Below are 25746 nucleotides of genomic sequence, written 5' to 3' on the forward strand. Positions count from 1 at the left end.
CGACAATGGCGCATCGTCCGCCGAGTGCCTGTCGCCATGCCCGATCTCTACGCCGAAGCCCTGTCCACGTTCGCCGACCTGTTCGCCGAGGCGCGCACCAGCGACGAGGCCGAATACAACGCCATGGTCGTGTCCTCGGCCACGCTGGAGGCGCGCCCCTCGTCGCGGGTGGTGCTGCTGAAGGCCTACGACGCGCGCGGTTTCGTGTTCTACACCCACCTGGACAGCCAGAAGGGCCGTGAGCTGCAGGCCAATCCGCAGGCCTCGCTGCTGTTCCTGTGGCGGCGCATGCGCGAGGACGGGGTGCAGGTACGCATCGATGGCGAGGTGCAACTGGTCGCCGCGGCCGAGGCCGACGCCTATTTCGCCTCGCGCCCGCGCATGAGCCAGATCGGCGCCTGGGCCTCGGCGCAGTCGCGCACGCTGGCCTCGCGCGAGGAGTTCGAGGAACGCGTGGCCAAGGCCGAGGCCACCTTCGAGGGCCGCGAAGTGCCGCGCCCGGACGGCTGGGGCGGGTTCCGCGTGGTGCCGCGCAGTGTCGAGTTCTGGTACGGCGCCAAGTACCGCCTGCACGAGCGCTGGCGCTACGAAGCCGACGCCGCCGGTCACTGGAGCAAGCGGATGCTGTTTCCGTGAGGGGGACCGGCCCGGCCTGCCGCGGCGCCGCCGCCGCGGTCGACCCGTGCCCGCACGAGGCGCGGTGAGCATGGGCCCGCAGCGCATCGTCTGCCTCACCGAAGAGCCGACCGAGACGCTGTACGCGCTCGGCGAGCAGCAGCGCATCGTCGGCATCAGCGGCTTCACCGTGCGCCCGCCGCAGGCGCGCCGCGACAAGCCCAAGGTCAGCGCCTTCACCAGCGCCAAGATCGGCGAGATCCTCAAGCTGCAGCCGGACCTGGTGATCGGCTTCTCCGACATCCAGGCCGACATCGCCGCCGAACTGGTACGGCATGGCGTGGAGGTGTGGATCGCCAACCACCGTAGCGTCGACGGCATTCTCGACTACGTGCGCCGGCTCGGTGCGTTGGTCGGCGCCGGGCCGCGCGCCGATGCCTACGCCGACGACCTGCAACGCGGCCTCGACGCCATCGCCGCGCAGGCCGCCACCCTGCCGCGGCGGCCGCGCGTGTACCTGGAGGAATGGGACGAGCCCATCATCACCGGCATCCGCTGGGTGGCCGAATTGGTCGGCATCGCCGGCGGCGAGGACGTGTTCCCGGAACTGTCGGTGCAGCCGCTGGCCAAGGCGCGGATCCTTGCCAACGGCGACGAGGTGGTGCGGCGCGCGCCGGACATCATCCTCGGCTCCTGGTGCGGCAAGCGCTTCCGCCCCGAGCGCGTCGCCGCGCGGCCGGGCTGGGCGGCGATTCCAGCGGTGCGCGACGGGCAACTGTTCGAGATCAAGTCGCCGCTGATCCTGCAGCCGGGGCCGGCCGCGCTCACCGACGGCGTGCGCGCCATCGCCGACATCATCCAGGCCTGGGCCAGGGGCGTTGGCGCGCGCTAGGGCGGGCCTGCCTGCCAAGCCGCAGTCGAAGCGGTCGCGATGCGTCCGTGGCCGCGGCATCGTGTGTCGCGGACGAACGGCCGCTTCGCATCCTCTTGGCCGTTTCGCATCCTCTTGCGATGCGCCCGTCACGACGACGCGGCAGCGACCGGGCGCGATGATGCCTCTAGCCAGACGCCGGCTGGGTACGGCCGGCGATGCCCAGGCCGAGCAGGGCCATGAGCGCGGCGACGGCGAAGGTCGACAGGTAAGCCGCATTGGCCGAGTACGCCAGCAGCGCGGCGAACAGCGAACCGCCGACCGCCAGCGTGGTGGCCACCGCGATCGCCTCGCTCAACTGCAGCGCCGAACTGTTGCGGCCCTGTCGCGCCGGCGGCGACAGGGTCAGGGTCAGCACCGCCAGGGTCGGATAGATCAGGCCCATGCCGAGGCCGGTGGCGGTCCAGCCGCCGATCGCCAGCGCGGCGGGCACCGCCGGCAGCAGTGCCAGCGTGGTGGTCGCGATGCCCAGCGCCATCAGCGTGCAGCCCAGCCGCAGCCGCCGCAGGCGGGTGGCGTCGCGGCCGTAGTGGCCCTGGTACCAGGAGCCGGCGAACCAGCCCAGCGCGCCAGCGCTCAGCGCCACGCCCGCCCACACCGGCGACAGCCCGCGTTCGCGCGACAGCAGCAGCGGCAGGAACGCCTCGCAGCCGAAGAACGCCGACCCGGCGACGCCACGCAGCGCGATCACGCTGGGCAGGCCGCGCGCGGCGCGTAGCGTGCCCGCAGGCAGCAGCCGCCAGGCGCACAGCACCAGCAGCGCCAATGCCGATGGCAACAGCAGTGCCGCCCACAGCCCGCGTTGCTGGCCGCCCAGGTACAGCAGGCAGACGCCGGCCGCCGCGCCCAACGACCACAGCCGCGACGCGCCGCTGGCACCGTCGGTGCTGGCGGCGGGCGGCAGGCGCCGCAATGCCGGCCACAGCAGCGCCGCCGCCGGCAGTGCCAGCAGCGGCACCGCCAGGAACACCCAGCGCCAGCCGACGTGTTCGACGATCAGCCCGCTGATGCTGGGGCCGATCAGCGACGGCACCACCCAGCCGGCGGAGAACGCAGCGAACATGCGCGGGCGGATCGCCTGCGGATACAACCGCGCGACCAGCACGTACAGCACCACCGAGATCGCGCCGGCGCCCAGGCCCTGCACCAATCGACCGGCCAGCAGCAGCGTCATCGACGGAGCGAAGCCGGCCAGCAGCAGGCCGAACACGAAGCAGGCCAGCCCGGCCCACAGCGGCGCCGCCGGCCCGTGCAGGTCGCTCCAGCGCCCGGCCACGGTCATGCCGATCACGCTGGTGGCCAGGGTGCCGCCGAAGGCCAGCGCGTACAGCCGCAGGCCGTCCAGTTCGCGCGCCACGGTCGGCATCGCCGCGGCCACCGCCAGCGCCTCGAAAGCGATCAGCGAGACCAGCGCGACCATGCCGATGGTGGTGGCGCGATAGGCCGGCGCCAGCACGGAGCCGGCAGCGACAGGGGCGGGTGGGGCAGCGGCGGCGGTGGCGTGGTCTTGCATCGGGATACCTGGAAAAGCGGTTGGATGGCTGCCGGTGGCGACTTGCGTGGGCGCCTGCAGGCCATGCAGCATGCAACCTCAACCGGACTCGAGGTCAAGCGATGCAGGAAGAACTGAGCGTGGGGCAGGTTGCCGCGCGCAGCGGCGTGGCCGTGTCGGCGCTGCATTTCTACGAGAGCAAGGGGCTGATCCGCAGCATGCGCACCGCCGGTAACCAGCGCCGCTACACCCGCGACGTGCTGCGCCGGCTGGCGGTGATCCGCGTGGCGCAACGCGTCGGCGTGCCGCTGGACAGCGTCAAGGCCGCCTTCGCGCAGTTGCCCGACGCGCGCACCCCGACCCGTGCCGAGTGGGCACGGATGTCGGCGGTGTGGCGCGAGGAACTGGACGCACGCATCCTGCAGTTGACCCGCCTGCGCCACCAACTCACCGACTGCATCGGCTGCGGCTGCCTGTCGCTGCGCCGCTGCCGGCTGAGCAACCCGGCCGATACCCTGGCCGCGCACGGCGACGGCCCGCAGCGCTGGACGGAGGAGTAAGCGCTGCGTCCGCGCGCAGCAGCCGCGTGCAATGCCGCCACGTCCACCGCTGCCGCGTCGGGACTGAAGTCCCTCCCACAACTGACCGCGCTCGCTGTACGTCGGTCGGTCTGTCGATCTTTCCGCAGGCGCGGCTTCAGCCGCGATCGGGTGTTCCCGGTAATGCCAGTCGCGGCTGATCCCAAGCAGGGGACCAGACCTGCGCTTACGACACCCGACGGCGCCATGATGTGCGATCGAGACGCTGTGGGAGGGACTTCAGTCCCGACTGCATGCCGCGTGCGGCGCATCATCTGATCGCACACAAGCGGCAATGCCGCGATGTCCACCGCTACCGCGTCGGGACTGAAGTCCCTCCCACAATGGACAGCGCTCGTTGTGCGTTGGTCGTTCTGTCGCTCCTACGGCGGCTTGTGTTGCCTGCGCAGCGTGGGCGCCGGCTAGAAATTACGGGTGAAGCGCACCGTGCCGCTGCCGTCGGCGCTGCGCACCTGCACCACGAAGCGCAACTGGTCGTGGGCGCTGCTGCGGACGGTGCCGACGTAGTCGGTGTAGGCGTCGGTGCGGACCGCGCGCAGCGCCACCGGCTGGCGCTGGCCGCTGAGGTCGGTCGCCACCGCCTCCACCGTGCCCAACGCCGGCGCTTCCTCGCCGCCGTGCAGGGTGCGCAGCGCGATCATCACCAGGGCGGTGTCGGCTTCGCGGGCGATGCCGTAGCGGCGCGCCACGTCGTCGCTCATCGCCAATGTGGGCAAGGCGTTGTAGTGCACGCGCAGCGCGCCGAAATCCGCCTGCGCTGGGGTGGCGGCGAGCAGTGTCGCCGGACGTGGGGTGTCCTGGTCCGAGCAGGCGGCCAGGGCCAGGCACAGCAGCGCAGCGGGCAGGACACGCATCGGCGTTCTCCGGATCAGTCGTCGTTGGCGGCGGACAGGGCGCGGCCGCGCGCGGCCGCCGCGGCAATCGCGGCCGCGGTCAGCGTCTCGAAGCCGCCGTGCTGGAAGGTCTCGATCGCGGCCTGGGTGGTGCCGTTGGGCGAGGTCACGCGGCGGCGCAGTTCGCTCGGCGCCTCGCCGGACTCGGTGAGCATGCGCGCCGCGCCGAGCACGGTCTGCAGGGTCAGGGTGCGCGCGGTGTCGGCGGGCAGGCCCTGGGCGATGCCGGCCGCTTCCATCGCCTCGGCGAGCAGGAACACGTAGGCAGGCCCGCTGCCGGAGACCGCGGTGACCGCATCGATCAGCGCTTCGTCCGCGACCCACACGGTGACGCCGGCCGCGGCCAGCACGCGCTCGGCGTGGGCGCGCTGGCCGGCATCGACGCCGGCGCTGGCGAACAGGCCGGTGACGCCGGCGCCGAGCAGGGCAGGGGTGTTGGGCATCGCGCGGACCAGGGCGTGGCCGCCGCCGAGCCAGCGGTCCAGTTGCGCGGTGGTGATGCCGGCGGCGATGGATACCAGCAGCGGCCGCTGCGCCTGCGCCAGCGTGGCCAGTTCGCTGCAGACCCCGCGCAGCACCTGCGGCTTGACCGCGAACATCCACAGCGCCGCGCCGTCGGCGGCCTCGGCCGCGGAGGCGACCGCGTGGACGCCGTAGTCGGCGACCAGCGCCTCGCGCAGCGCCGCCACCGGCTCGGCCACGCGGATGCGGTGCGGATCGGTGCCTTGCCGGACCAGCCCGGCGATCAGGCTGCGCGCCATGTTGCCGCCGCCGATGAAGGCGATATCGGCCGCGTGGGAATCGGGGGAAGCGGAAGCCATGTGCGCACCGTCGCGAAGAGGGAGCGCCATGGTAGCGGCTGCGCTGCGCCGCGTTGCTGCGGTGCGGCGCGGCCCGGATCACGCTGCGGAAAAACGCGCCGGCCGCCATGCGGACCGGCGCGACGGACTCAGTTGGACTCGGTGAAGGTGATCGACGGCGTGCTGCCGCCGGCCGTCGAGCAGCTGCCCAGGTTGAGGTTGTTGGTCTCGCCGGTGCTGCCGGCGTTGGCCGCACAGGTCGGGGCGGCGGTGGAGCCGTTGGTGGCGGCCACCTTCACCGTGATCGACGAGCCGGAGTTGAAGTTGGCGCTGGAACCGCCGGCGTTGCCGACCACGTTGAACTCGGCGTCCTTCCACACCGTGGCCAGCTTGACCACGCTGTCCTTGGCGCTGACGCTGTAGGCGGTGCCGTTGTTGGTGAAGGTGATGGTGTCGTTGCCGTTGGCGGTGGCCGAACCGGTCAGCTTGAGGTTGGCCAGCTGCGTGGCCGGCACGTCCGGCGCGCTGACCGCGTTGCTGTTGCGGTAGCAGTCCGAGCCGCCGCCGCTCATCCAGCCGCTCGGGCAGCTGCTGCCGTAGCCGATCAGCCAGTACTGCATGAACACCGCGGCCTGGCCCTGGGTCTCGTAGTCGGTGGCGTAGACGAACTGCTGCCACACGGTGCAGCCGGAGCGGCCGCCGCAGACGCTGGTGGTGGCGTTGTAATTGGAGTTGATCTGCAGCGAGTACTCGTTCGGGCCGAGGATGCCGCCACCGCCGAAGGCCGCCACGCCGACGCCTTGCTCCGACGTCACGCCGGTGACCTGCGGAAAGCTGCCCACGGCCTTGCTGATCAGGGTGCTGGAGCGCAGCGCGTAGTCGTAGCCGTTGCCGGTGGTTTCGGTGGCGCCGAAGCGGATCTTGTGCGGCACCGGATGCAGGTGGCGGGTCAGGGTCTTGCAGACGTCCGTTTGCCACTGCGTGTCGGGGTAGCTGGCATGGAAGCAGCCTTCCGCCGGCGTCGGTTGATGCGCCATGGTTTCGCGCCAGGCGGTGCGCGCCTGGACTTCCGCCGGCGACATCATCGCTTCTTCGTTGGTCCAGGCCGGCGTCGCCGTCGGCGCGGCCATGGCCGCGGGGACGTGCAGCAGACCGATGAAGCAGGAAGCGAACAGCAATCGGGTGGATGCTTGCATCTGTGACCTCGTTCGAGCCGAGCGCATTCGGCGATGGACTGCGGAGGACCCGCGGTCGGCCGCCATGTGAAGCGAAGCGCCTGCGTCTGAAACGTGACTGAATTAACGGTTCGCAACCGTGTCGCATGGTCCAGGAAGCGCTGTCGGCGCGAACCTTTCATTCATCCTGAAAACTTATGTTTTTCAATAAGATCGGCTACGACAAAATTCCGATGTTGGTGAATCGTTTTTGAAGGTGTCGTAGACAAATCATCACGATGTCACGGGCGATGCGGTAATGCGGCACGGCAGCAGCCGGTTCAGCCGGAAACGCGCGGGCCGCGTGCGCCGAACAGGGCCGTGCCGACCCGCACCATGGTGGCGCCGGCGGCGATGGCGTCGGCGAAGTCGCCGCTCATGCCCATCGACAAGGTGTCGACCTGCGGATGGGCGGCGCGCAGCCGCACGAACAGCGCATGCATGCGCGCGAATGCATCGATGCGGCGCTCGGTCTCCGGCCACGGTGCGGGAATGGCCATCAGCCCGCGCAGGGCCAGCGCCGGCTGTGCGGCGATGGCCGCGGCCAGGGTGTCCACGGCGTTGGGCTGGCAGCCATGCTTGCTGGCCTCGTCGTCAATGTTGACCTGGATCAACACATTCAGCGGCGCGCGCGCGGGCGCAGCCGCACGGCCCTTGGCCAGGGCGGCGACCAGCTTCGGCCGGTCCACCGTCTGCACCCAGTCGAACAGCGTCGCCGCCTGTTCGGCCTTGTTCGACTGCAGGTGGCCGATCAGATGCCACTCCAGTCCGGCCTCGGCCAGCGCGGCGATCTTGGCCGCCGCTTCCTGCACGTAGTTCTCGCCGAAGGCGCGCTGTCCCTGTGCGGCCAGCGCCGCCACGGCCTCGGCCGGCTGGGTCTTGGACACCGCCAGCAAATGCGCGTGCGGGCGCCCTGCGGCGTCGGCGGCGCGGTCCATGTCCAGGCGGATCTGTTGCAGCGGCGAGAGGGGCACGGGCGGCGTTCCGGCAAAGGGAAGGGCGCTATACTGCCGACCGGGGAATCATCCTTCCAGTCGCAGCCCAAGGGGAAAAGCAGCGTATGGATATCGCTGAACTATTGGCGTTCTCGGTCAAGAACAAGGCGTCCGACCTGCACCTGTCCGCGGGCCTGCCGCCGATGATCCGGGTCGATGGCGACGTCCGCCGCATCAACATTCCGGCGCTGGACCACAAGCAGGTGCACGCGCTTGTCTACGACATCATGTCGGACAAGCAGCGCCGCGACTACGAGGAATTCCTCGAGGTCGACTTCTCCTTCGAGATTCCCAGCCTGGCGCGCTTCCGCGTCAACGCGTTCAACCAGAACCGCGGCGCCGGCGCGGTGTTCCGCACCATTCCCTCGGAAGTGCTGACCCTGGAAGACCTGGGCTGCCCGCCGATCTTCCGCCAACTGATCGACCAGCCGCAGGGCCTGATCCTGGTCACCGGGCCGACCGGCTCGGGCAAGTCGACCACGCTCGCCGGCATGATCGACTACATCAACAAGAACGAATACGGCCACATCCTCACCGTCGAGGATCCGATCGAATTCGTGCACACCTCGCAGAAGTGCCTGATCAACCAGCGCGAGGTGCACCGCGACACCCACGGCTTCAACGAGGCGCTGCGCTCGGCGCTGCGCGAAGACCCGGACATCATCCTGGTCGGCGAGTTGCGCGACCTGGAAACCATCCGCCTGGCGCTGACCGCGGCGGAGACCGGCCACCTGGTGTTCGGCACCCTGCACACCAGCTCGGCGGCCAAGACCATCGACCGCATCATCGACGTGTTCCCTGCCGGCGAAAAGCCGATGGTGCGCTCGATGCTGTCCGAATCGCTGCGCGCGGTGATCTCGCAGGCGCTGCTGAAGAAGGTCGGCGGCGGCCGCACCGCGGCCTGGGAAATCATGGTCGGCACCCCCGCCATCCGCAACCTGATCCGCGAGGACAAGGTGGCGCAGATGTACTCGGCGATCCAGACCGGCCAGCAGAACGGCATGCAGACCCTGGACCAGCACCTGCAGGACCTGGTCAAGCGCAGCCTGATCACCCGCAACCAGGCCCGCGAGTACGCCAAGGACAAGCGGTTGTTCGAGTGAGGCCGGGAATCGGGAATAGGGAATCGGGAATGGGAAGAGCAACGGCCCCATCCTTCCCGCTTCCGGATGCCCGCTGTTGCGATTCCCGATTCTCCATTCCCGATTCTCAGCTCCGAAGGAGCCGACCATGAGCACCATCGACTTCACCTCCTTCCTGAAACTGATGGCGCACCAGAAGGCGTCGGACCTGTTCATCACCTCGGGCATGCCGCCGGCGATCAAGGTGCACGGCAAGATCACCCCGATCACGCAGACGCCGCTGACGCCGCAGCAGAGCCGCGACCTGGTGCTGAACGTGATGACGCCGTCGCAGCGCGAGGAGTTCGAGAAGACCCACGAGTGCAACTTCGCCATCGGCGTGGCCGGGGTCGGGCGCTTCCGTGTCAGTTGCTTCTACCAGCGCAACCAGGTCGGCATGGTGCTGCGCCGGATCGAGACGCGCATTCCCAGCGTGGACGAGCTGAACCTGCCGCCGGTGATCAAGACCCTGGCGATGACCAAGCGCGGCATCATCATCTTCGTCGGCGCCACCGGCACCGGCAAGTCGACCTCGCTGGCGGCGATGATCGGCTACCGCAACCAGAACTCCACCGGGCACATCATCACCATCGAGGACCCGATCGAGTTCGTGCACAAGCACGAGGGCTGCATCATCACCCAGCGCGAGGTCGGCATCGACACCGACAGCTAGGAGAACGCGCTGAAGAACACCCTGCGTCAGGCGCCGGACGTGATCATGATCGGCGAGGTGCGCACCCGCGAGGGCATGGACCACGCCATCTCCTTCGCCGAGACCGGCCACCTGGTGCTGTGCACCCTGCACGCCAACAACGCCAACCAGGCGATGGACCGCGTGATCAACTTCTTCCCCGAAGACCGCCGCAGCCAGTTGCTGATGGATCTGTCGCTGAACCTGCGCGGCGTGGTCGCGCAGCAGCTGATCCCGACCCCGGACGGCAAGGGCCGCCGCGTGGCCATGGAGATCATGCTCGGCACGCCGCTGGTGCAGGACTACATCCGCGAGGGCGAGATCCACAAGCTCAAGGACGTGATGAAGGAGTCCACCAATCTGGGCATGAAGACCTTCGACCAGAGCCTGTTCGAGCTGTACCAGGCCGGCGAGATCAGCTACGAGGATGCACTGCGCCACGCCGATTCGCAGAACGAGGTGCGCCTGCGCATCAAGCTGGCCCAGGGCGGCGACGCACGCACCCTGGCGCAGGGCCTGGACGGGGTCGAGATCGCCGAGGTGCGCTGAGCCGTCCGGCAGGCGCGCGCGTCGGCGCCCGGGGCGGTTGAGGGCCCCACGTCGCGGCGGCACGCTCGGCGTCGGTCACGGGTGTCGTGTTTCAGTCCAGCGTCTGCTTTCCGTCGATGGAGGACGGACGCTTCAGCCGAAGGGAGAAAGCCGCGATGAACGACGTGCCTGAACTGCTCTGGTCGACCCAGCCGCATGCCGGCTACTACATCAACTCGGTGGCGGTGTCCGACGATGGCAATGTCATCGTCGCCGGCACCTTTTTCCACCAGTACGGCGGCTTGTCGCAGATTCCCGGGCTGGAGGCAGTGCCGGTCGAGCAACGCAAGATCTTCGAGCGTATCGCGCCTGCGGCCACGCGCAGCGACGTGGGCGGCAACCAGCAGGGATGCTTCGGCACCTATGCCTGGGATCGCGCCGGCAACCGTCTGCTGACGAAGGAGTTCGACGGCTGGCAGGGCGTGTACTGGGTCGACGTTGCGGCGGACGGTGGCACCATGGCCAGCTGCGGCTGGAAGAGCCAGTCGCCGTATGCGGGCTTCGTCGGTGCCTGGGCGGTTCCCGGCGGCGACGAGCTGCTGTCCTTTGCGCTCCCCGTCCGCGGCAACATGGTGGCGATGGACGCGGGCGGGCGGACCTTGCTGGCCGGCGCCGAGCAGGGCTATCTGTTCTACCGCGAGGGCGATGCAGCATTCTCCGCCACGCCCGCGTGCATCGCGCTGACCGCCGGGGGCACCGGCGACAGCGCCGACAGCGTCATCGCCACCGGCATCGCCGCCGATGGCACGGTCGGGCTGGTGGCCAGCGCGCAGGGCGAGATCATCCTGTTCCCGATCGCGGCGGGACAACCGGGGACGCTGACGCGCTGGCAGTTGCCCAAGCAGGCCCGCGTGCATGCCGCGGCGCTGTCGGGCGATGGGCGCCGGGCCTATGCCGGTGCCAGCGACGGCACGCTGTACGCGTTCGACGTGGCGGCGTTCCAGAAAACCCCTGCGCCGGCCTGGACCCAGACGGTGCCCGAAGGCGCCACGACCATCTACGGGGTGGCCTGCGATCGTGCCGGCGACAAGGTCGCGATCGCCGGCAATCTCAGCGGCGGTGGCGTCGTTGCCGTGTACGCCGATGCCGGCACCGCCGCGACGCTGCAGTGGACCGCGCACAGCGCGCACTCGCCCAACGACCTGGCGTTCGACCCGGACGGACGGTGGCTGGGGCTGGCCGATGGCCATCCCGACGGCACGCCCGGCGCGTTCACCCTCTGGAACGCGAACGACGGCACGCAGCAATGGTCCTATGGCACGGACAACATGAGCTGGCCGATCCGTCTGAACAGCGGTGCCACGGTGGTGGTGGGCGGCAGCGACGACAGCACGGTCACCGCCTTCGTCGGCCCCGGTTCGGCCATCGGCCGTGGCCGCGCGGAGTCGGATGGATGACAGGCAGGGACGCCGAGGCGCCGTTTCGCACGCGCGCCGCGGCGCCGCGCCGCCCTGGCGCGCTGGTGCTGCTGTCGGCGGTGCTGGTGGTGGCGTGGCTGGCGGTCTTCGACCTGGCGCGGGTGCTGGGTTATCAGCCGCACACCAGCCTGTGGTTCCCGCCGGTCGCGGTGACGCTGGCCACGTTCATGGTGCTGGGCTGGCGCGGCGCGCCGGCGATCGCCATGGCCTGCGTGCTGGCCACGCTGCTCAGTTTCTATCGCGCGAGCGACCACGCGGCCGTCCCCGATCGTGCGGTGCTGGCCTATGCGCTGCTGTTCACCGCGCAACAGTTCTGCATCTGGGGTGGGCTGGCCTGGCTGCTGCGCCGCGTCGGCCGTGGCGTGTCCTCGACCAGCCTGCCGCGCGTGGTCACCTCCTTCATCCTGGGCGGCGGCGTGGCGGCGCTGCTGTCCGCCTGCCTGGGCGGGGCCGGGCTGGCCGTCACCGGCGCCATCGATCTGCCGACCCTGCTTGCCCAGTCGATCCCCTGGGCGATCGGCGACTACGCCGGCCTGCTGGCGCTCGGCCCGCTGGCGATCGTGGCGGTGCTGCGCCTGGCCGAGGCGCTGCGGATCGTGCCGCAGCCGGGCATCCCGCGCTTCTCGGGGATGATCGCGCCCACCGGCAGCGTGTCCGGCTATCTGGTCAAGCTGGCGCTGCTGCTCGGCGTCACCCTGGCGGTGATGGGGCTGGCGGCTGCGTTGCCGCGGCAGCCGGCGGTGGTGTTCGCGCTGTTCGTGGTGGTGGTCATCCAGTTGTGGATCGTGCATACCCACGGGATGCTGCAGGCGCTGGTGGCGATCGCCGCCTTCAGCCTGCTGATCGCCCTGGCCACGCCCTTGCTGCGGCTCGAGGCGCAGGCGCTGGCGCTGCAGTTCGCCATGATCAGCCTGGCGGCGAACAGCTACTTCGGGCTGGCGGTCCCGGGGCTCTACGCCGACAACACGCGGTTGCGCCATGCGCTGGTACGCGATCCGGTGACCGGGGCGCTGTCGCGGACCGGATTCCTGGAGCAGGTGCTCAACGATTTGCAAGTGGCCGCGCAGGACCCGCGTCCGCTGGCGGTGATCGTCGCCGACATGGACAACCTCAAGGCGATCAACGACCAGTTCGGACACGCCGCCGGCGATGCCGCCTTGCGCGCCTTCGTCAAGCGCTGCCGGCGCTGCCTGCGGCCGGGCCAGTTGCTGGGGCGCCGTGGGGGCGACGAATTCGCGCTGTACCTGCCGCTGACCACGCCGGAGCGGGCGTACGCGCTGATCGACGCGCTGCGCGGGGCGCTGGCCAAACCCGGCGACGACGACGGCTTCGCGACCGGACTGTCGGCCAGCTTCGGCCTGGCCCTGTGCAGCCTGCGGGATCTGGATGCGGAAGCGCTGGAGGAACTGCTCGCACGCGCGGATGCGGAGATGTACGCGGACAAGCGGCAGCGCCGCACCGTGGCGGTGCGCTGAGGGTTCCGCTTAGAAGGTGCCCCGGCAGGGGCGAATGAGGGGTGGTGCGGAGCCTCGTGTTCTTGTTTCGGCGGGCCGCGTTCGCGCCGTACCCTCACCCCAACCCCTCTCCCGGTGGGAGAGGGGCTTTAGCCGTTCCTTCTCCCCTCGGGAGAAGGTGCCCCGAAGGGGCGGATGAGGGTACGGGCGGAGCCTCGTGGTTTGGTTCGGCGGGACGCGTTCGCGCCGCACCCTCACCCCAACCCCCGCTCCGCGCCCCGGCCCGCGCTTGCGGCGCGGGCGCTCCAGGGTGCGCGCGTCAGTGACGCGCAAGCCGCACCCTGTCGCCCCACCGGGAGAGGGGCTTTAGCCGTTCCTTCTCCCGCCGGGAGAAGGTGCCCCGCAGGGGCGGATGAGGGTACGGTGAGCCAGAATGCCACTCATGCAAACAGACAACCCCTACGCCGCTCCCGTTGCCACGCTGCCCGACACCGAGAGCGCTGCGGCAACCGCCGACCCCTTGTCCATGCTGTTCGCGCCCTCGACGGCCAAGCTGGCGTTGCTGTGCGCGACCAGCTTCGGCTGGTATGCGCTGTACTGGTTCTACCGCAACTGGCGCGCCTTGCGCCTGCTGTCCGGGCGCCGGCGCATCTCCCCGGTGTGGCGCTCGGTGTTCTCGTTGATCTGGGTGTTCGCCTGCTTTCGCGGGCTTGAACGCACCGTCGGCGCGCAGCGCGGCGCGCTGGTCGGCTGGCTCGGGCCGGCGCTGGCCTATGTCTGCCTGAGCCTGCTGGGCGCGTGGCCCTCCGCGTTGTCGCTGTTGACGCTGCTGACGTGGACGCCGGTCCTGCTGGTCAACCAGCGCCTGGCGCGGTTCAAGCAGGCGCGTGGGCTGCCGCGCAGCGCGGCGGAGCGGTTCAACGCCTGGACGTGGACGTGGCTGGCCATCGCCGGGCCGGTGGCGTTGCTGGTGGTGGTTGGAATGGTGATGGCGATCGTGGGGTCGCCGCATCACATTGAGGTCGACTTGCCGGCTCGATAGGACGGCGGTGCGCCGGCGGGGGCTGGCTGCGCGTTTGTCCATTCCTCTGCACGCATGCAGGTCGCCATCAAAGTTTCATGTGCAACCACCTCCTGGCTGGTGTCTAATACCGCCCCCCACGCTGTGCCCCTCCCGTGAGCCTTCCCGATTCCGATCTGCGTCCGGACCTGGACCCATTGCCCGACGACGGCACCGTCGTCACCGCCGGACCGCTGACGCCGCCGCCGGATTCGGCCGGCACCGTGCAGGATGCTCGCGCGCTGCGCCACAGCGTGGCCGAGGACGTGCAGGGCATGCTGCTGGCGACCCTGGTGGCCTCGCTGGGGCTGGCGGTGTTCGCCCATGGCGGCCTGATGATCGGCGGCATGGCCGGCGTAGCCTTCCTGCTGCACTACGCGCTGGGCTGGAACTTCGGCCTGATGTTCGTGCTGGTCAACCTGCCGTTCTATTGGCTGGCGGTGCGGCGCATGGGCTGGGAATTCACCCTCAAGACCTTCGTCGCGGTTGCCGCCTGCGGCCTGCTCACCGATCTGCTGCCGCGCTGGGCGCAGTGGGCGAGGATGACGCCGCTGTTCTCGGCGCTGGTCGGCGGTGCGCTGGTCGGGCTCGGCATCCTGTTCTTCATCCGCCACCGCGCCAGCCTGGGCGGCGTCGGCATCCTCGCGGTCTACCTGCAGCGCAGCCGCGGCTGGAGCGCGGGCAAGGTGCAGATGAGCTTCGACGCGGCGCTGATGGCGGTGGCGTTCTGGCTGCTGGCGCCGCAACAGGTGCTGTACTCGGCGATCGGCGCAGTGGTGCTGAGCCTGGTGCTCATGTTCAACCATCGCGCTGGCCGCTACATGGGCGTGTGAGTCCACGGCCGGTCGCCGTCGCGCGATCGGCGATGTGCGCATCGCCGCACGCAGGTGTTCCTCGCGGATGCGCGAACGTCTCGCGGTCTGCACGCACCGCATCTGGTCACGCATGACATCCATGCACCGGCTGCAGGCCAACGGCGCACTGTCGCGCCTTGCTGCGCGCGACAGCCACCGCGCTGCACGGCAACTGTCTACGGAATCTCCGCGGTGTCTACGGAATGGTCTTGCCGCCCGAGTGTGACGCAGCGCATGCTGACTTTGCAGAAAGGGTGAGTGCGCACAGACGGCGTATGCGATCGCGGGGGAGCGCGATCCACCTGCACGACATGACCACGATGTTCGACGCCGCGCCTGCGCGGCGGCGCGGTGCTGCCTGTCCGGCGCACTGCGGCGGATGCCGGCGCCTACAGCTTTTCCACGGAACGAGGACAGTGCGATGAAACGTGCGATGGGATTCGCGGCATTGGTCTGTGTGGTGGTCGCGGCATGCTCTGCCGTGAATCCCGGGTCGGGCCCGAAGCCCGGCAGCGGTGTCGGTACGCCCACGCCGGGGCCCGCGCCAGGTCCGGCGCCGAGCGCAGCGGCGTGCGCGCCACCTACGGCGCCAGCGCCATCATGGTTCCCACATGCGCAGACGCCGGCACCGGATTCTGCGGGCTTCCAGTCCAGCAGCAACTGCGCTTTCCATCAGTGGTCGTGGAACGCCTTCCTGTGGCTGACCCAGGACGTGGGCGGGCAGCCGCGTTTCCTGACCATGCCCAGCGACGGCATCGGTGGCGTCGCCGACGGCGTGCTCGATCCGCTGATCGGTCGCTCGCAGCAGGCGCGCACGGTGGAACTGATCGACCAGGCAGGCCCGGATGGCGTGCTGGTGGATCGGCATGGGCGCGCGGTCTATTACTCGATCCATTCCAACGACGTGTTCGGCCAGTTCATGGCCAGCAATCACCTGCAGGATCCCAAGGCGTTGCGTGCCTTCGATCCGAAGACGCCCTTCCCGGTCGGCAGCATGACCCTGAAGGCGGCATGGAAGGTGGTGCAGCCGGGCGAGGACGTGTCCACGTTCTATACCCGGCAGGCCACGATCGCCAAGCTGGCCATGCGCAAGGGCAAGATCGTCGCCACCAGCGATACCGAAATCCAGACCGTGGCGCTGGTCGGTTTCCACATCGGCGGCACGGTCAACGGCCATCCGGAGATGATCTGGGCCACGTTCGAGCACCAGGACAACGCGCCGGACCTGCCGAAGCCGGCGGAGGAGATGCTGCCCAACGACGTCGTTTCCGCAAAGGACTGGACGTTCTACCAGGCAGGTACGCCGATGAAGCAATGCAACGTCAACGCGGCCGGTGCCGGTGCGCTGACCTTGAACGTGCAGACGCAGACCCTGAGCCCGGTCACGCAGGTGTGCCGCATGGTGCCGTTTGGCGGGCAGAAGCCGTGTCCGAGCGGTCAGGACTGCAACATCGCCAACATCCAGTCGATCAACGCGTCGGTGCAGGGCCAGTTGAACGACGTGTGGAAGAACTACTTCGAGGTCGGCGCGATCTGGTTCGTCGCCGAGGATGCGCTGGCGCCCAACTGCACGTTCCAACCGGGTTCGGCTCTGGAATGCATTCCCACGCCGACACCCGATGGTGCGCCGCCGCTGCTCACCGGCTCGATCAAGCTGTCCAACTCCACCATCGAGACCTTCACCCAGGTGCAAAGCACGCAGAACAACTGTTTCGCCTGCCACAACACCACCCAGGTGATCTCGCCCGATCCGCGCGCACAGTCGTTGCCGGGGCTGAACGTCAACATCAGCCACGTGGTGATCAACGACTACTTCCAGGCGCAGGTGCCGCAGAAGGCACCGCCGGCGGCGCGGCCGGCCACGCCGCGCTGAGGCGCGTCCCTCTCACCCGGATCAGGAGCAAGTCATCATGACCAGCAACGTGTTTCGCGTGCATCCGGCGATCGGCATCGGCCGCGTCGGCGACAGCCAGGAGTTCTATCTCGCGCCGGTCACCGCGGCCGGTACCCGCGATGCCGACGGCCTGTTCGGCGGACTACCGGTGCAGCCGGAGACCGAATCCACGCCGATCACCGCCGCGCAGTTCCGCGACGCCGACGGCAACGTCAAGCGCCAGGCCGCGCGCTTCCACATCTACGCCTACCCCAGCGGTAGTTCCGGCACCTATCCCAACGGCGGCGGCGTGCGTGTGGACGTGGGCAGCACGATCGACGGCAAGACGGTCAAGGACATCGTCTGGACCGTGCATCTGGCCAACAAGAAGCTCAACAACTATTCGACGGTAAGCCAGGGCGGCCAGTTCCGTGGTATCGGCGCCTACGAGTCGCCCGGGCTGCTGGAACTGCGCAACCCGAACTATCCCGATGCCGCAAATCCCAGCGATCCCAACGATCCGACACGGTTGCGGCAGTTGGTGATCGATGCGGGTCCGCGCGCGCTCAGCGCCGCCGCCGCGGGCAGCAGCGTGGTCGCCTTCGACATGACCACCACCGCCAGCTACGCAGATGCCGGGGGCACGATCCAGCAGCAGCCGGCCTATCCGGTCAGCTTCCCCTCGATGTTCCATACGCTGCACGAACCGCTCGGCAAGCTCGATTCGTTGGGCGACATGCGCGTGGAGGCCAACGGCGCGCTGATCGTGGCCGGCGGCTTCGCCCGGACCTCGGCGGTGATCGGGGCCAAGGGCAGCTATCCGCCGCTGGAGGACGCGACCGAAAACGGCCTCTGGTACGACGATGCCGCCGACGGCCCGGTCAATGCCGTGCTGATCTTCAACGACGGCACCACCGCCAGCGTGCAGGGCGCCTGGTACGTCACCGGCGACCCGGGCTATGCGCCGCAGACCCGCAACGTGGTCTCCACCTGGGACGACGTCTACGACGTGTGGGTACGTACACTGGGCCTGGTGCCGTCGCTGTACGCCAACGGCGGGTTCCTGCCGACCTATCAGCCGTCCTTCAGCGACGACATCCAGCCGATCTTCCACGCGGCGATGCTGCAGCGCTGGAACACCAACCTGCCGTCGGGGGCGGTCAAGGGCCACGACACGATCGGGCAGATCCTGCCGACCGACGATCCGAGCGCCAAGATTCCCAACCTGAAGACGCTGATCCGCGATCCGGCTTCCGCCGCGGACACCGAGACCGGCTCGCCGATGATGCCGCTGTCGCTGGGCGATGCGCAGAAGAGCTTCCTCAGCGTCAGTTCCACCCAGTATTTCCTGCTGAGCCAGTGGCACGGCAACAACTACGTGCAGATGGGCGCGTCGACGCTGGGCCCTGGCGAAGCGCTGGACCGGGTCACCCTGCAGAACTGCCTGGGCGGCCGCTACAGCCCGGGCATCGAGGTGTCGTTCCCGATCCGCGACGTCAATCTCTACGTGCAGGACTGGCAGGCCAAGGATTGCGGCCCGTTCCGCATCAACCAGGCGCCGCTGGACTACAGCAAGGCGAGCAAGGACAGCGCGTTCCTGAGCTTCGGCTATGTGCCACTGCAAACGCATCCGGTGGAGCCGGGCGATCTGTCCAAGTTCATGTCGGTGCCCTGGCACACCGACTACAACTCCTGTGCCACCCATCTGCCCGATCCCAATCCGGGGCAGCAGACGGTCAATCCGAACAACACCCTGTTCTGGTCGTGGCCGGCGGAGCGGCCGTTCGCCGTGTACCCGGCGGCGCTGTGCCAGGTCGATCCGGACGACGACACCTGGTACCTGGGGCCACAGGTCTACTCGGTGCGCGGCGCCGGCACCGACAGCGACTATCCGGCGCAGGCCGGGCGTTTCCAGTGCTACGAGGATTTCGTCGCCAACTGGGCCAAGGTCGGCTTCCTGATCAGCGGCAACCAGATCGCCGCACCGAACGGCATGCCCGACTATCCGCCGGATATGTTCCTGGAAGTGGCGAGCGGGTTTGACCCGGGCAAGGAATTCGTGGCGCCCTGGCCGATGGCGGACGTACCCGCCTTCACGTCCGCGGCGAAGCCGAAGTGCCCCAATACCGAGGCCGAAGGGCTTGCTTAGTCCGGTTGACGCGGTCGCCGACGACGCTCGCCACGCCGTGGTGATCGTCGGCGGCGGCGCCGCCGGCTGCGCCACCGCGCTGGCGCTGGCCGCGCGCGGGGTCGAGGACGTGGTGGTGGTGGACATGGGCCGCGCCGCGGGCTGGCGGCTGGGCGAGGCGCTGGCGCCGACCGCCAGCGCGGCGCTGCAGCGGCTGGGCGTGTGGGAGGCGTTCCTCGCGCAGCGGCCGCTGGCCTCGGCCGGCAGTTGCGCCAGTTGGGGCCGGCCGGAGCTGGGCTACAACGATTTCATCGTCGCCGGCCAGGGCAAGGGCTGGCACGTGGACCGCGCCGCCTTCGACGCGATGCTGGCCGCGGCGGTGCCGGCGCAGGGCGGCACGCTGCTGCGCGGCCTGCGCCTGGGCGCGGTCGGCCGCGCCGCCGATGGCGATCACGTGCTGGAGCTGCACGGCGAGCAGGGCGACGTGCGCCGGCTGCGCGCCGGGTTCCTGGTGGATGCCAGCGGCATCGCCGCCGCAGCTGTGCGGCGGCTGGGCGTTGCCCGCAACGAGGTGGACTGCCTGGCCTTCGTCGCTGGCGTGTTCGCGCTGGAGCAGGCCGAGGCGATTCCGTCGCAGGCCTTGCTGGAGGCCTGCGCCGACGGCTGGTGGTATGCGGCGAAGTTGCCGGACCAGCGCCTGATGCTGGCCCTGGCGATGGAGCCGCGCCGGCAACGGCACTTCCTGGACCGCGACGTGTGGCTGGCGGCGGCGCAGCAGACCCGGCACGTCGCGCAGTGGTTTTTGCAGGGCGCGGCGCGCGCGCCCGAGGCCGATGGCCTGATCGCGGCGCTGGGGCCGTCGGCGATTCTCAGCCGCGTGGTGGGTGAGGACTGGCTGGCAGTGGGCGACGCGGCCAGCGCCTACGATCCGCTGACCGCCCACGGCATCGTCAAGGCCTTGCAGGACGGCGAGGCGGCCGCGCACGCGCTGGCGGCGCATCTGCAAGGTGCTGGCCCGGCACCGCTGGCGGCTTACCAGGACGGCGTGTTCGCGCGTTTCCGCGCCTACCTGCACGAACGCGGGGCCTTGTACGCGCGCGAGCGGCGCTGGGCGCAGGCGCCGTTCTGGCAGGCGCGGCTGGCGGGGTGATGCGGCGGCGCTGGAGCAAGGCGCCTGGCTTGCCCGGTGCGTCGGCAGCGCGTCTTTGAGCACGATGGGAGAGGCAGGCACGCGTAGGCGTGACGCCAGCGATCCTTTCATCACGACGAAAGGCAGTGCGCAGGAGCGGCTCAGCCGCGACGGGCATGGCCGGTAACGCCGCGTCGCGGCTGATCCCAAACAGGGGACAAGAGCCGCTCCTACGCGATAGCGGTGGGACAGCGCCGTGGTGTGACGCTCAGTCCCGGCACAGCGGGCCGCTCAATCGTCGCTGTTGCCGTCGCCGCGCGCCGGACACGGCGTCGGCACGCCCAGCCGTTGCGCCAGGCGCCGCGCGTCGAACGGCGCGTGCACCTTCATGTCGTTGTCGAAATAGCAGTACACGTCGCGCCGCGCCCGCGTCGGCGCAGGCGGGCCGACGCGCTGCGCATCGGCCGGCTCGCCGCCGCGGTGCCAGGCGTCGATGCGCCTGGCCCAGGCGTCGAGCGCCTTGTCGTCGTAGCCGCTGGCGTAGAGCTGCGCATCGCCGTGCAGGCGCAGGTACAGGAAATCGGCGGTCACGTCTTCCAGGTACGGCCACTTGCCGGCGGTATCGGCCTGCACCAGCGCCACCCGATGTTTCCGAAGCAAGGCCACCGCCTCCGGCGTGGCGAAGCTGGGGTGGCGCACTTCCAGCGCATGGCGCAGGCGCCGGTTGCGGTCGATCCGCAGCACGCTGCGCTCGCGCATGCGCGCAGTGTCGCGTTTGCGCGCCAGCGCCAGGGCGGCCTCGCTGGTGCGCGGCAGCAGCGAAAGGAACGCGTCCAGCAGGTCGTGATCGAAGGCCAGCGACGGCGGCAGTTGCCACAGCAGCGGACCCAGTTTCGGGCCCAATGCGAGCAGGCCGGAGGCGAAGAAATTGGCCAGCGGCTGCTCGCAGTCGCGCAGCCGCTTCAGGTGGGTGACGAAGCGCGGCCCCTTGACCGCGAACACGAAGCCGCGCGGCGTGGCGTCGTGCCAGGCGGCGTAGCTCTTCGGGGTCTGCAGCGAATAGAACGAGCCGTTGAGTTCCACCGAGCGGAAGCATCGCGCAGCATATTCCAGCTCCCGCCGCTGGGTCAGCTCGGACGGGTAGAAGACGCCACGCCAGCGCGGGTAGCGCCAGCCGGAAATGCCGATGCACAAGGCCATGCGCCGACCATGCCGTCGCTGTCGTGCAGCGCTCGTGCAGGCTGCGCCAAGGCAGCGTCGTGCCGGTTCTCGCGTGCCGGCGGCCTCAGCCGGCGCGCATCCACGGCGGGTCCAGTTGCGCGATGCGCGCGAACGCCGGGCAGTCTTCGCGGTGCGCGCCGGGCAGGTAGCCCAGGCTCATCAGGAACTCGCCGGTGATCTCGCCGCCGGTGAAGCGGAAAGTGCGCTTGAACAGCTTGATCCACTCGGCCTTGCTGCGCGGATGCTGCGCGTCCAGCCACGCGGCGAAGCTGCCGTGGCTGACCCGCAGCCCCTGGATCACCTGCGCGTTGTGGATCGCTGCCTGCACCTTGAGCCGGTTGCGGATGATGCCGGCATCGCCGAGCAGGCGCAGCACGTCGGCCTCGCCGAAGGCCGCCACCGTGTCCACGTCGAAGCCGGCGTAGGCGGCGCGGAAACCGGCGCGCTTCTTCAACATCAGCTCCCAGCTCAGCCCGGCCTGATTGATCTCCAGCACCAGCCGCTCGAACAGGTCGGCTTCGGCGCGTTGCGGGACGCCATACTCGTGGTCGTGGTAGTGGCCGTGCACCGGATGGCCAGGGGCGATATCGCAATAGCTGCTCATGCGGCGGGTGTCCGTCAGTCGATCTGGTCGTTGGGGTCGGCGGGGTACAGCTCGGTCCGCTGGGTGCCGGGCAGTTGCAGGTCGGGCCAGCGCCGCGGCAGCACCTGCAGCTTGCCGTCGCGCAGTGCCTGGTACAGCGCCTCGGCGTTGTCGCCACGACGCGGGAAGAAATGCGTCCGCGCCACGTCGCGCCAGCCGCTGCCCGGGTCGGTGTGGATGCGGCATTCGACGCCATAGCCGACGCTGGCATTGCACAGCAGCACCTCGTCGTGGCCATCGCCGTCCAGGTCGCGGCGCAGCGCCACGCAGTGCGCGTGCCCGCGCCGACAGTTGGCGTCCTCGATGCGTCCGGCCAGCAGCGCCTGCCACCACGCGGCGTCGGGATCGGCGCTGCCGGCGGCCAACACGATGCGCTGGCGCACCTGCAGCGGATCGTCGCTGCGCGGCGTTTCGTCGTCCTCGTCGCCCCAGCGCTTCTGGCGCTGCAGCATCCGCTGCAGGCGCTCGCGCTGCACCGGATCGTCGGCGAACGCCGGCACCTCGCGCAGCGCCTGCACCGCGCGGTAGCCACGGCGGCCGCTGTCGAAGCGCAGGTAGGCCAGATCCAGTTGCGCGGCGCTGGTGCGGCCATCGGCCAGGCGCTGCAGTTGGTCGCCGACGACCAGGCGGTAGGGGTCCAGCAGCGGCGAACTGGTCGCCAGCGCCAGGCCGATCACCACCCACGACAACACCCGGTTCACCGGCGCCAGCGACTGCAGCCAGCGCGCGCCCGGGCGCAGCACCGCCCAGGCGTAACCGCATGCGTAGCCGCAGGCGACCACCGCGACCAGCACGCCGGCAAAGCGCTCGGTACTCCAGCCGTACTGCGCGATGCGCAGCCACAGCGCGTACAGCGCCAGCCCTGCGTACAGCGGCAGGCTCAGCAGTCCAGCGTCGATCACCCGTTGCAGCCAGGCCGGGTAGGGCGCGTCGGCGGTGCCGTCCTGGTACACCGCATTGACGAACACCACCAGCGTGACCACCACGGCGGCCAGGATGCTGGCCGCCGCACGCGTTTCCCACAGCGGCTGCAGGCCGGTGAACGGCAGGCTCAGCGCGAACAGCACCGCCACGAACGCCAGCAGCGGCAGCAGCCCGGTGCAGATCGCGAACAGGATCTGCCGCATCACCTGCACCGCGCGCTGCTGGGTGCGGCCGATCAGGATGCCCAGGCCGAACATGGTGCCGGTGGCCAGGTAGACGAAGGCGGTCTGCCGGAACAGGTCGCGGAACAGGGTCAGCTTGACCAGCGCGAACAGCGCGCCCCACAGCCACAGCACCAGCCAGCAGATCCCCACGAACAGCAGCGCCAGCGCCAGGGTCAGCGCGTTCTGCCAGGCGTGCTCGAACAGGTCGCGGTACGGCGCCTGCCAGCGCCCGTGCTGCAGCCGGCACTGCAGCCACGGCAGCAGCACGAACATCGCCAGCGCCAGGGTCGCGCCGAACGGGCCCAGCACCTCGCCGGGGCGCAGGCCAGGCGCGCCGGTGGCGTTCCACACCGCCCAGGCGGAGAGGGCCGCCACCAGCACCGCCACTGCGATGGTGTGCTGCCACAGGCGCAGCGCGCCCAGGTGCCGCACCGACAGCAGGGTCATGGTCGGCACGGTCAGTACCAGGGTGTACCAGCACACCTGTCCGCCGAGGGAGCCGAACGGCCACAGGCCGCGCTCGGCGCCGCGCTGCGCCAGGTACAGCAGCGCGCCCTGCAGCAGGGCCACCAGCACGATGAAGGCGCGGGTCTGGCGTGGCAGGTCGGGGGGCGTGTCCATGCGTGCGTGCTCCTGGGCGACCGGTCGCGGCCGCGGTCGGCCGGATTATGGCAGCCCGCCGCCGCCCGGGCAGCGCGCACGCGGGAGGGACGATAGAATGGGGCCATGTCCGCTTTGCCCACGCCTCTGGCCAACCAACTGCTGATCGCGCTGCCGGCGCTGTCCGATCCCAACTTCGCCCGCAGCGTGGCGCTGATCTGTCAGCACGACGAAAACGGCGCGATGGGCGTGGTGGTCAACCGCGCCTCCGAATACACCCTGGGCGAAGTGCTGGAGCAGATGGGCATCGAGACCATCGACGCCACGCTGCGCGAGCAGGTGGTGCTCAGCGGCGGCCCGGTGCATCCGGAGCGCGGCTTCGTCATCCACGACGGCGCGCACGGCTGGGATTCCAGCCTGGCGTTCGCCGACGGCCTGTACCTGACCACCTCGCGCGACGTGCTCGAGGCGATGGCGCGCGGCGAAGGCCCGCGCAACGCGGTGGTCGCGCTGGGCTGCGCCGGCTGGGGCGCCGGCCAACTGGAGTACGAACTGGGCGAGAACAGCTGGCTGACCGCACCGGCCGATGCCGAACTGCTGTTCGAGCTGCCGCTGGAGCGGCGCTGGCAGACCGCGGCCGGGCGCATCGGCGTGGACCTGTTCCGCCTCACCGACTACAGCGGGCATGCCTGAGTCCGGCCTGCCTGAGGCTGGTGCGCCGGCGCCCGCGACGATCCGCCGCGACGGCACCGTGCTCGGCTTCGACGTCGGCCACCGCCGCATCGGCGTGGCGGTCGGCAGCCCGTTCGGCACCGGCGCGCGCGCGCTGGCGGTGATCGACGTGCACGCGCAGGGGCCGGACTGGCCGGCGCTGGACCGCCTGCACGCCGAATGGCGGCCGCACGGCCTGGTGGTCGGCGATCCGCTCACCCTCGACGGCGCCGACCAGCCCAACCGCAAGCGCGCGCATGCCTTCGCCCGCGAACTCGGCACGCGCTACCGCCTGCCGGTGGTGCTGGTCGACGAGCGTTCCAGTTCGGTCGAGGCCGCGCAACGCTTCGCGGTGGACCGCGCCGCCGGCCGCAAGCGCCGCCGCGATGCCGCCGCGCTGGACGCGGTGGCCGCCGCGGTGATCGTGGAGCGCTGGTTGGCCGCGCCCGACGACGCCACTCCCCTTTCCTGATCCCCTGCCCGGACTCGCCATGACTGATCCGCAACTCGATTCGAACGGGCGCCTGCGCCACCTGCTGACCCTCGAAGGCCTGCCGCGCGCGACCCTGCTGCAACTGCTGGACCGCGCCGGGCAGATCCGCGACGCGGCGGTGGGCCGGGTCGGCAAGCGCAGCGTGCTGGCCGGCACCGCGGTGTGCACGCTGTTCTTCGAACCGTCCACGCGCACCCGCAGCTCGTTCCACCTGGCCGCGCAGCGGCTCGGCGCCGACGTGCTGAACTTCGACGCCTCCACCTCGTCCACGCGCAAGGGCGAGACCGCGCGCGACACGCTGAAGAACCTGGAAGCGATGGGCGTGCGCGGCTTCGTCGTGCGCCACCCCGAGGACGGCGCGGTGGAGCGCCTGGCCGAGGCGGCGGGCGAGGGCACCGCGCTGATCAACGCCGGCGATGGCCGCAGCGCGCATCCGACCCAGGGCCTGCTCGACATGCTGACCCTGCGCCACGCCAAGGGCGGCGATTTCTCCAAGCTCAAGCTGGTCATCGTCGGCGACGTCAAGCACTCGCGGGTCGCGCGCTCGGACCTGCACGCGCTGCGCACCCTCGGTGCCGGCGAAGTGCGCGTCTGCGGCCCGCGCGCGCTGCTGCCCGACGACGGCACCCTCGACGGCTGCGTGGTCGGCGAGGACTTCGACGCCATGCTCGACGGCGTGGACGCGGTGATGATGCTGCGCCTGCAGCGCGAACGCATGGAGGAAGGCCTGGTGTCCTCGCTGGAGGACTACCACGGCCAGTACGGCCTCACCGCCGAGCGGCTGCGCCGCGCGTCGAAGGACGCGGTGGTGCTGCATCCGGGCCCGATCAACCGCGGCGTGGAGATCACCGACGAGGTCGCCGACGGCGCGCAGTCGTGCATCCTGCGCCAGGTCGCCAACGGCGTGGCGGTGCGCATGGCGGTGCTGGAGACGCTGCTGGGCTGAGCGTGGCGAGCGTCACCCTGCCGTCGTAGGAGCGGCTCCAGCCGCGACAGGCATTCCCGGTAAAGCCTGTCGCGGCTGATCCCCGAAAAGGGGACAAGTGCCGCTCCTACCCCGTCCTGCCAGGCATCC

At 70.1% G+C, this 25746-nt stretch carries 22 protein-coding genes and 1 pseudogene; 15 read left to right on the plus strand and 8 right to left on the minus strand.

The features are described from left to right. Positions 1 to 36 precede the first annotated feature (36 nt). Together pdxH and J7357_RS00705 are read left to right on the plus strand one after the other, a co-directional pair. Positions 37 to 636 carry a pyridoxamine 5'-phosphate oxidase gene (gene pdxH / locus J7357_RS00700; protein ID WP_160946412.1) on the plus strand — a complete coding sequence of 200 codons (600 nt, stop codon included), beginning with the start codon at positions 37 to 39 and terminating at the stop codon, positions 634 to 636. 70 nt (positions 637 to 706) lie between these two features. Then, complete coding sequence (locus tag J7357_RS00705) at positions 707 to 1507, plus strand: cobalamin-binding protein (RefSeq protein WP_209244862.1); 801 nt, start codon at positions 707 to 709, stop codon at positions 1505 to 1507. A 166-nt stretch (positions 1508 to 1673) separates the two neighbouring features. Here J7357_RS00705 and J7357_RS00710 read toward each other — a convergent pair whose 3' ends face one another. Continuing rightward, positions 1674 to 3059 (minus strand): MFS transporter, encoded by a 1386-nt coding sequence (locus J7357_RS00710; RefSeq protein WP_209244213.1) that lies wholly within the window; start codon positions 3057 to 3059, stop codon positions 1674 to 1676. Between the two features lie 101 nt (positions 3060 to 3160). Here J7357_RS00710 and soxR point away from each other — a divergent pair, with 101 nt between their 5' ends. After that, entirely contained in the window at positions 3161 to 3598 is a 438-nt protein-coding gene (soxR, locus tag J7357_RS00715; RefSeq protein WP_017909921.1) for a redox-sensitive transcriptional activator SoxR, read from the plus strand. A 440-nt stretch (positions 3599 to 4038) separates the two neighbouring features. Here the strand turns inward: soxR and J7357_RS00720 are convergent, their stop codons facing one another. The 4 genes from J7357_RS00720 to J7357_RS00735 all read right to left on the minus strand — a co-directional run bounded on the left by J7357_RS00720 (position 4039) and on the right by J7357_RS00735 (position 7518). Beyond that, positions 4039 to 4491, minus strand: coding sequence for a DUF4426 domain-containing protein (locus J7357_RS00720; RefSeq protein ID WP_209244214.1), 453 nt, complete (start codon positions 4489 to 4491; stop codon positions 4039 to 4041). 14 nt (positions 4492 to 4505) lie between these two features. Continuing rightward, positions 4506 to 5351 carry a pyrroline-5-carboxylate reductase gene (gene proC, locus J7357_RS00725; RefSeq protein WP_209244215.1) on the minus strand — a complete coding sequence of 282 codons (846 nt, stop codon included), beginning with the start codon at positions 5349 to 5351 and terminating at the stop codon, positions 4506 to 4508. A 128-nt stretch (positions 5352 to 5479) separates the two neighbouring features. Further along, a complete protein-coding gene (locus J7357_RS00730; RefSeq protein ID WP_209244863.1) occupies positions 5480 to 6508 on the minus strand; it encodes a hypothetical protein in 1029 nt (342 codons plus the stop codon). Positions 6509 to 6825: 317 nt separating this feature from the next. Beyond that, a complete protein-coding gene (locus tag J7357_RS00735) occupies positions 6826 to 7518 on the minus strand; it encodes a YggS family pyridoxal phosphate-dependent enzyme (RefSeq protein WP_209244216.1) in 693 nt (230 codons plus the stop codon). An 86-nt stretch (positions 7519 to 7604) separates the two neighbouring features. Between J7357_RS00735 and J7357_RS00740 the strand changes: the two genes are divergently transcribed. From J7357_RS00740 to J7357_RS00780, 9 genes and pseudogenes are all read left to right on the plus strand, one after another. Continuing rightward, positions 7605 to 8642, plus strand: coding sequence for a type IV pilus twitching motility protein PilT (locus tag J7357_RS00740; RefSeq protein ID WP_010344138.1), 1038 nt, complete (start codon positions 7605 to 7607; stop codon positions 8640 to 8642). 127 nt (positions 8643 to 8769) lie between these two features. Further along, a pseudogene (locus J7357_RS00745) lies at positions 8770 to 9900 on the plus strand (PilT/PilU family type 4a pilus ATPase). A gap of 155 nt (positions 9901 to 10055) precedes the next feature. After that, positions 10056 to 11336 (plus strand): PQQ-binding-like beta-propeller repeat protein, encoded by a 1281-nt coding sequence (locus J7357_RS00750; RefSeq protein ID WP_209244217.1) that lies wholly within the window; start codon positions 10056 to 10058, stop codon positions 11334 to 11336. Then, positions 11333 to 12832, plus strand: coding sequence for a diguanylate cyclase (locus tag J7357_RS00755; RefSeq protein ID WP_209244218.1), 1500 nt, complete (start codon positions 11333 to 11335; stop codon positions 12830 to 12832). The genes J7357_RS00750 and J7357_RS00755 overlap by 4 nt, the downstream gene beginning before the upstream one ends. 421 nt (positions 12833 to 13253) lie before the next feature. After that, complete coding sequence (locus tag J7357_RS00760; RefSeq protein WP_209244219.1) at positions 13254 to 13853, plus strand: MFS transporter permease; 600 nt, start codon at positions 13254 to 13256, stop codon at positions 13851 to 13853. Between the two features lie 134 nt (positions 13854 to 13987). Next, positions 13988 to 14704, plus strand: coding sequence for a YitT family protein (locus J7357_RS00765; protein ID WP_209244220.1), 717 nt, complete (start codon positions 13988 to 13990; stop codon positions 14702 to 14704). Positions 14705 to 15437: 733 nt separating this feature from the next. Continuing rightward, positions 15438 to 16598, plus strand: a complete 1161-nt coding sequence (locus tag J7357_RS00770; protein ID WP_209244221.1) for a hypothetical protein — start codon at positions 15438 to 15440, stop codon at positions 16596 to 16598. Positions 16599 to 16635: 37 nt separating this feature from the next. After that, positions 16636 to 18747: a LodA/GoxA family CTQ-dependent oxidase gene (locus J7357_RS00775; protein ID WP_209244222.1), complete on the plus strand. Its 2112-nt coding sequence runs from the start codon at positions 16636 to 16638 to the stop codon at positions 18745 to 18747. After that, complete coding sequence (locus tag J7357_RS00780; RefSeq protein WP_244667171.1) at positions 18740 to 19876, plus strand: FAD-dependent oxidoreductase; 1137 nt, start codon at positions 18740 to 18742, stop codon at positions 19874 to 19876. Before J7357_RS00775 ends, J7357_RS00780 begins: the two co-directional genes overlap by 8 nt. Positions 19877 to 20146: 270 nt before the next feature. Here J7357_RS00780 and J7357_RS00785 read toward each other — a convergent pair whose 3' ends face one another. From J7357_RS00785 to J7357_RS00795, 3 genes are all read right to left on the minus strand, one after another. Continuing rightward, entirely contained in the window at positions 20147 to 21055 is a 909-nt protein-coding gene (locus tag J7357_RS00785; RefSeq protein ID WP_209244223.1) for a DUF72 domain-containing protein, read from the minus strand. An 85-nt stretch (positions 21056 to 21140) separates the two neighbouring features. Then, a complete protein-coding gene (locus J7357_RS00790) occupies positions 21141 to 21680 on the minus strand; it encodes a DNA-3-methyladenine glycosylase I (RefSeq protein ID WP_209244224.1) in 540 nt (179 codons plus the stop codon). Between the two features lie 14 nt (positions 21681 to 21694). Then, the gene (locus J7357_RS00795) at positions 21695 to 23488 is read right to left on the minus strand and encodes a DUF4153 domain-containing protein (protein ID WP_209244225.1); all 1794 of its coding nucleotides are present in this window, start codon (positions 23486 to 23488) and stop codon (positions 21695 to 21697) included. A gap of 105 nt (positions 23489 to 23593) precedes the next feature. Between J7357_RS00795 and J7357_RS00800 the strand changes: the two genes are divergently transcribed. Genes J7357_RS00800 through J7357_RS00810 form a run of 3 tightly spaced genes read left to right on the plus strand, consistent with a single transcriptional unit; the run spans position 23594 to position 25617 of the window. After that, on the plus strand, positions 23594 to 24160 hold the full coding sequence (locus J7357_RS00800; protein WP_010344126.1) for a YqgE/AlgH family protein: 567 nt from the start codon (positions 23594 to 23596) through the stop codon (positions 24158 to 24160). A gap of 7 nt (positions 24161 to 24167) precedes the next feature. Continuing rightward, entirely contained in the window at positions 24168 to 24650 is a 483-nt protein-coding gene (gene ruvX, locus J7357_RS00805) for a Holliday junction resolvase RuvX (protein WP_209244865.1), read from the plus strand. Between the two features lie 19 nt (positions 24651 to 24669). Next, positions 24670 to 25617, plus strand: a complete 948-nt coding sequence (locus tag J7357_RS00810) for an aspartate carbamoyltransferase catalytic subunit (protein ID WP_048490393.1) — start codon at positions 24670 to 24672, stop codon at positions 25615 to 25617. The last annotated feature ends 129 nt before the right edge of the window (positions 25618 to 25746 follow it).

This window comes from Xanthomonas sp. D-109, assembly GCF_017746095.1.
Taxonomy (GTDB): domain Bacteria; phylum Pseudomonadota; class Gammaproteobacteria; order Xanthomonadales; family Xanthomonadaceae; genus Xanthomonas_A; species Xanthomonas_A sacchari.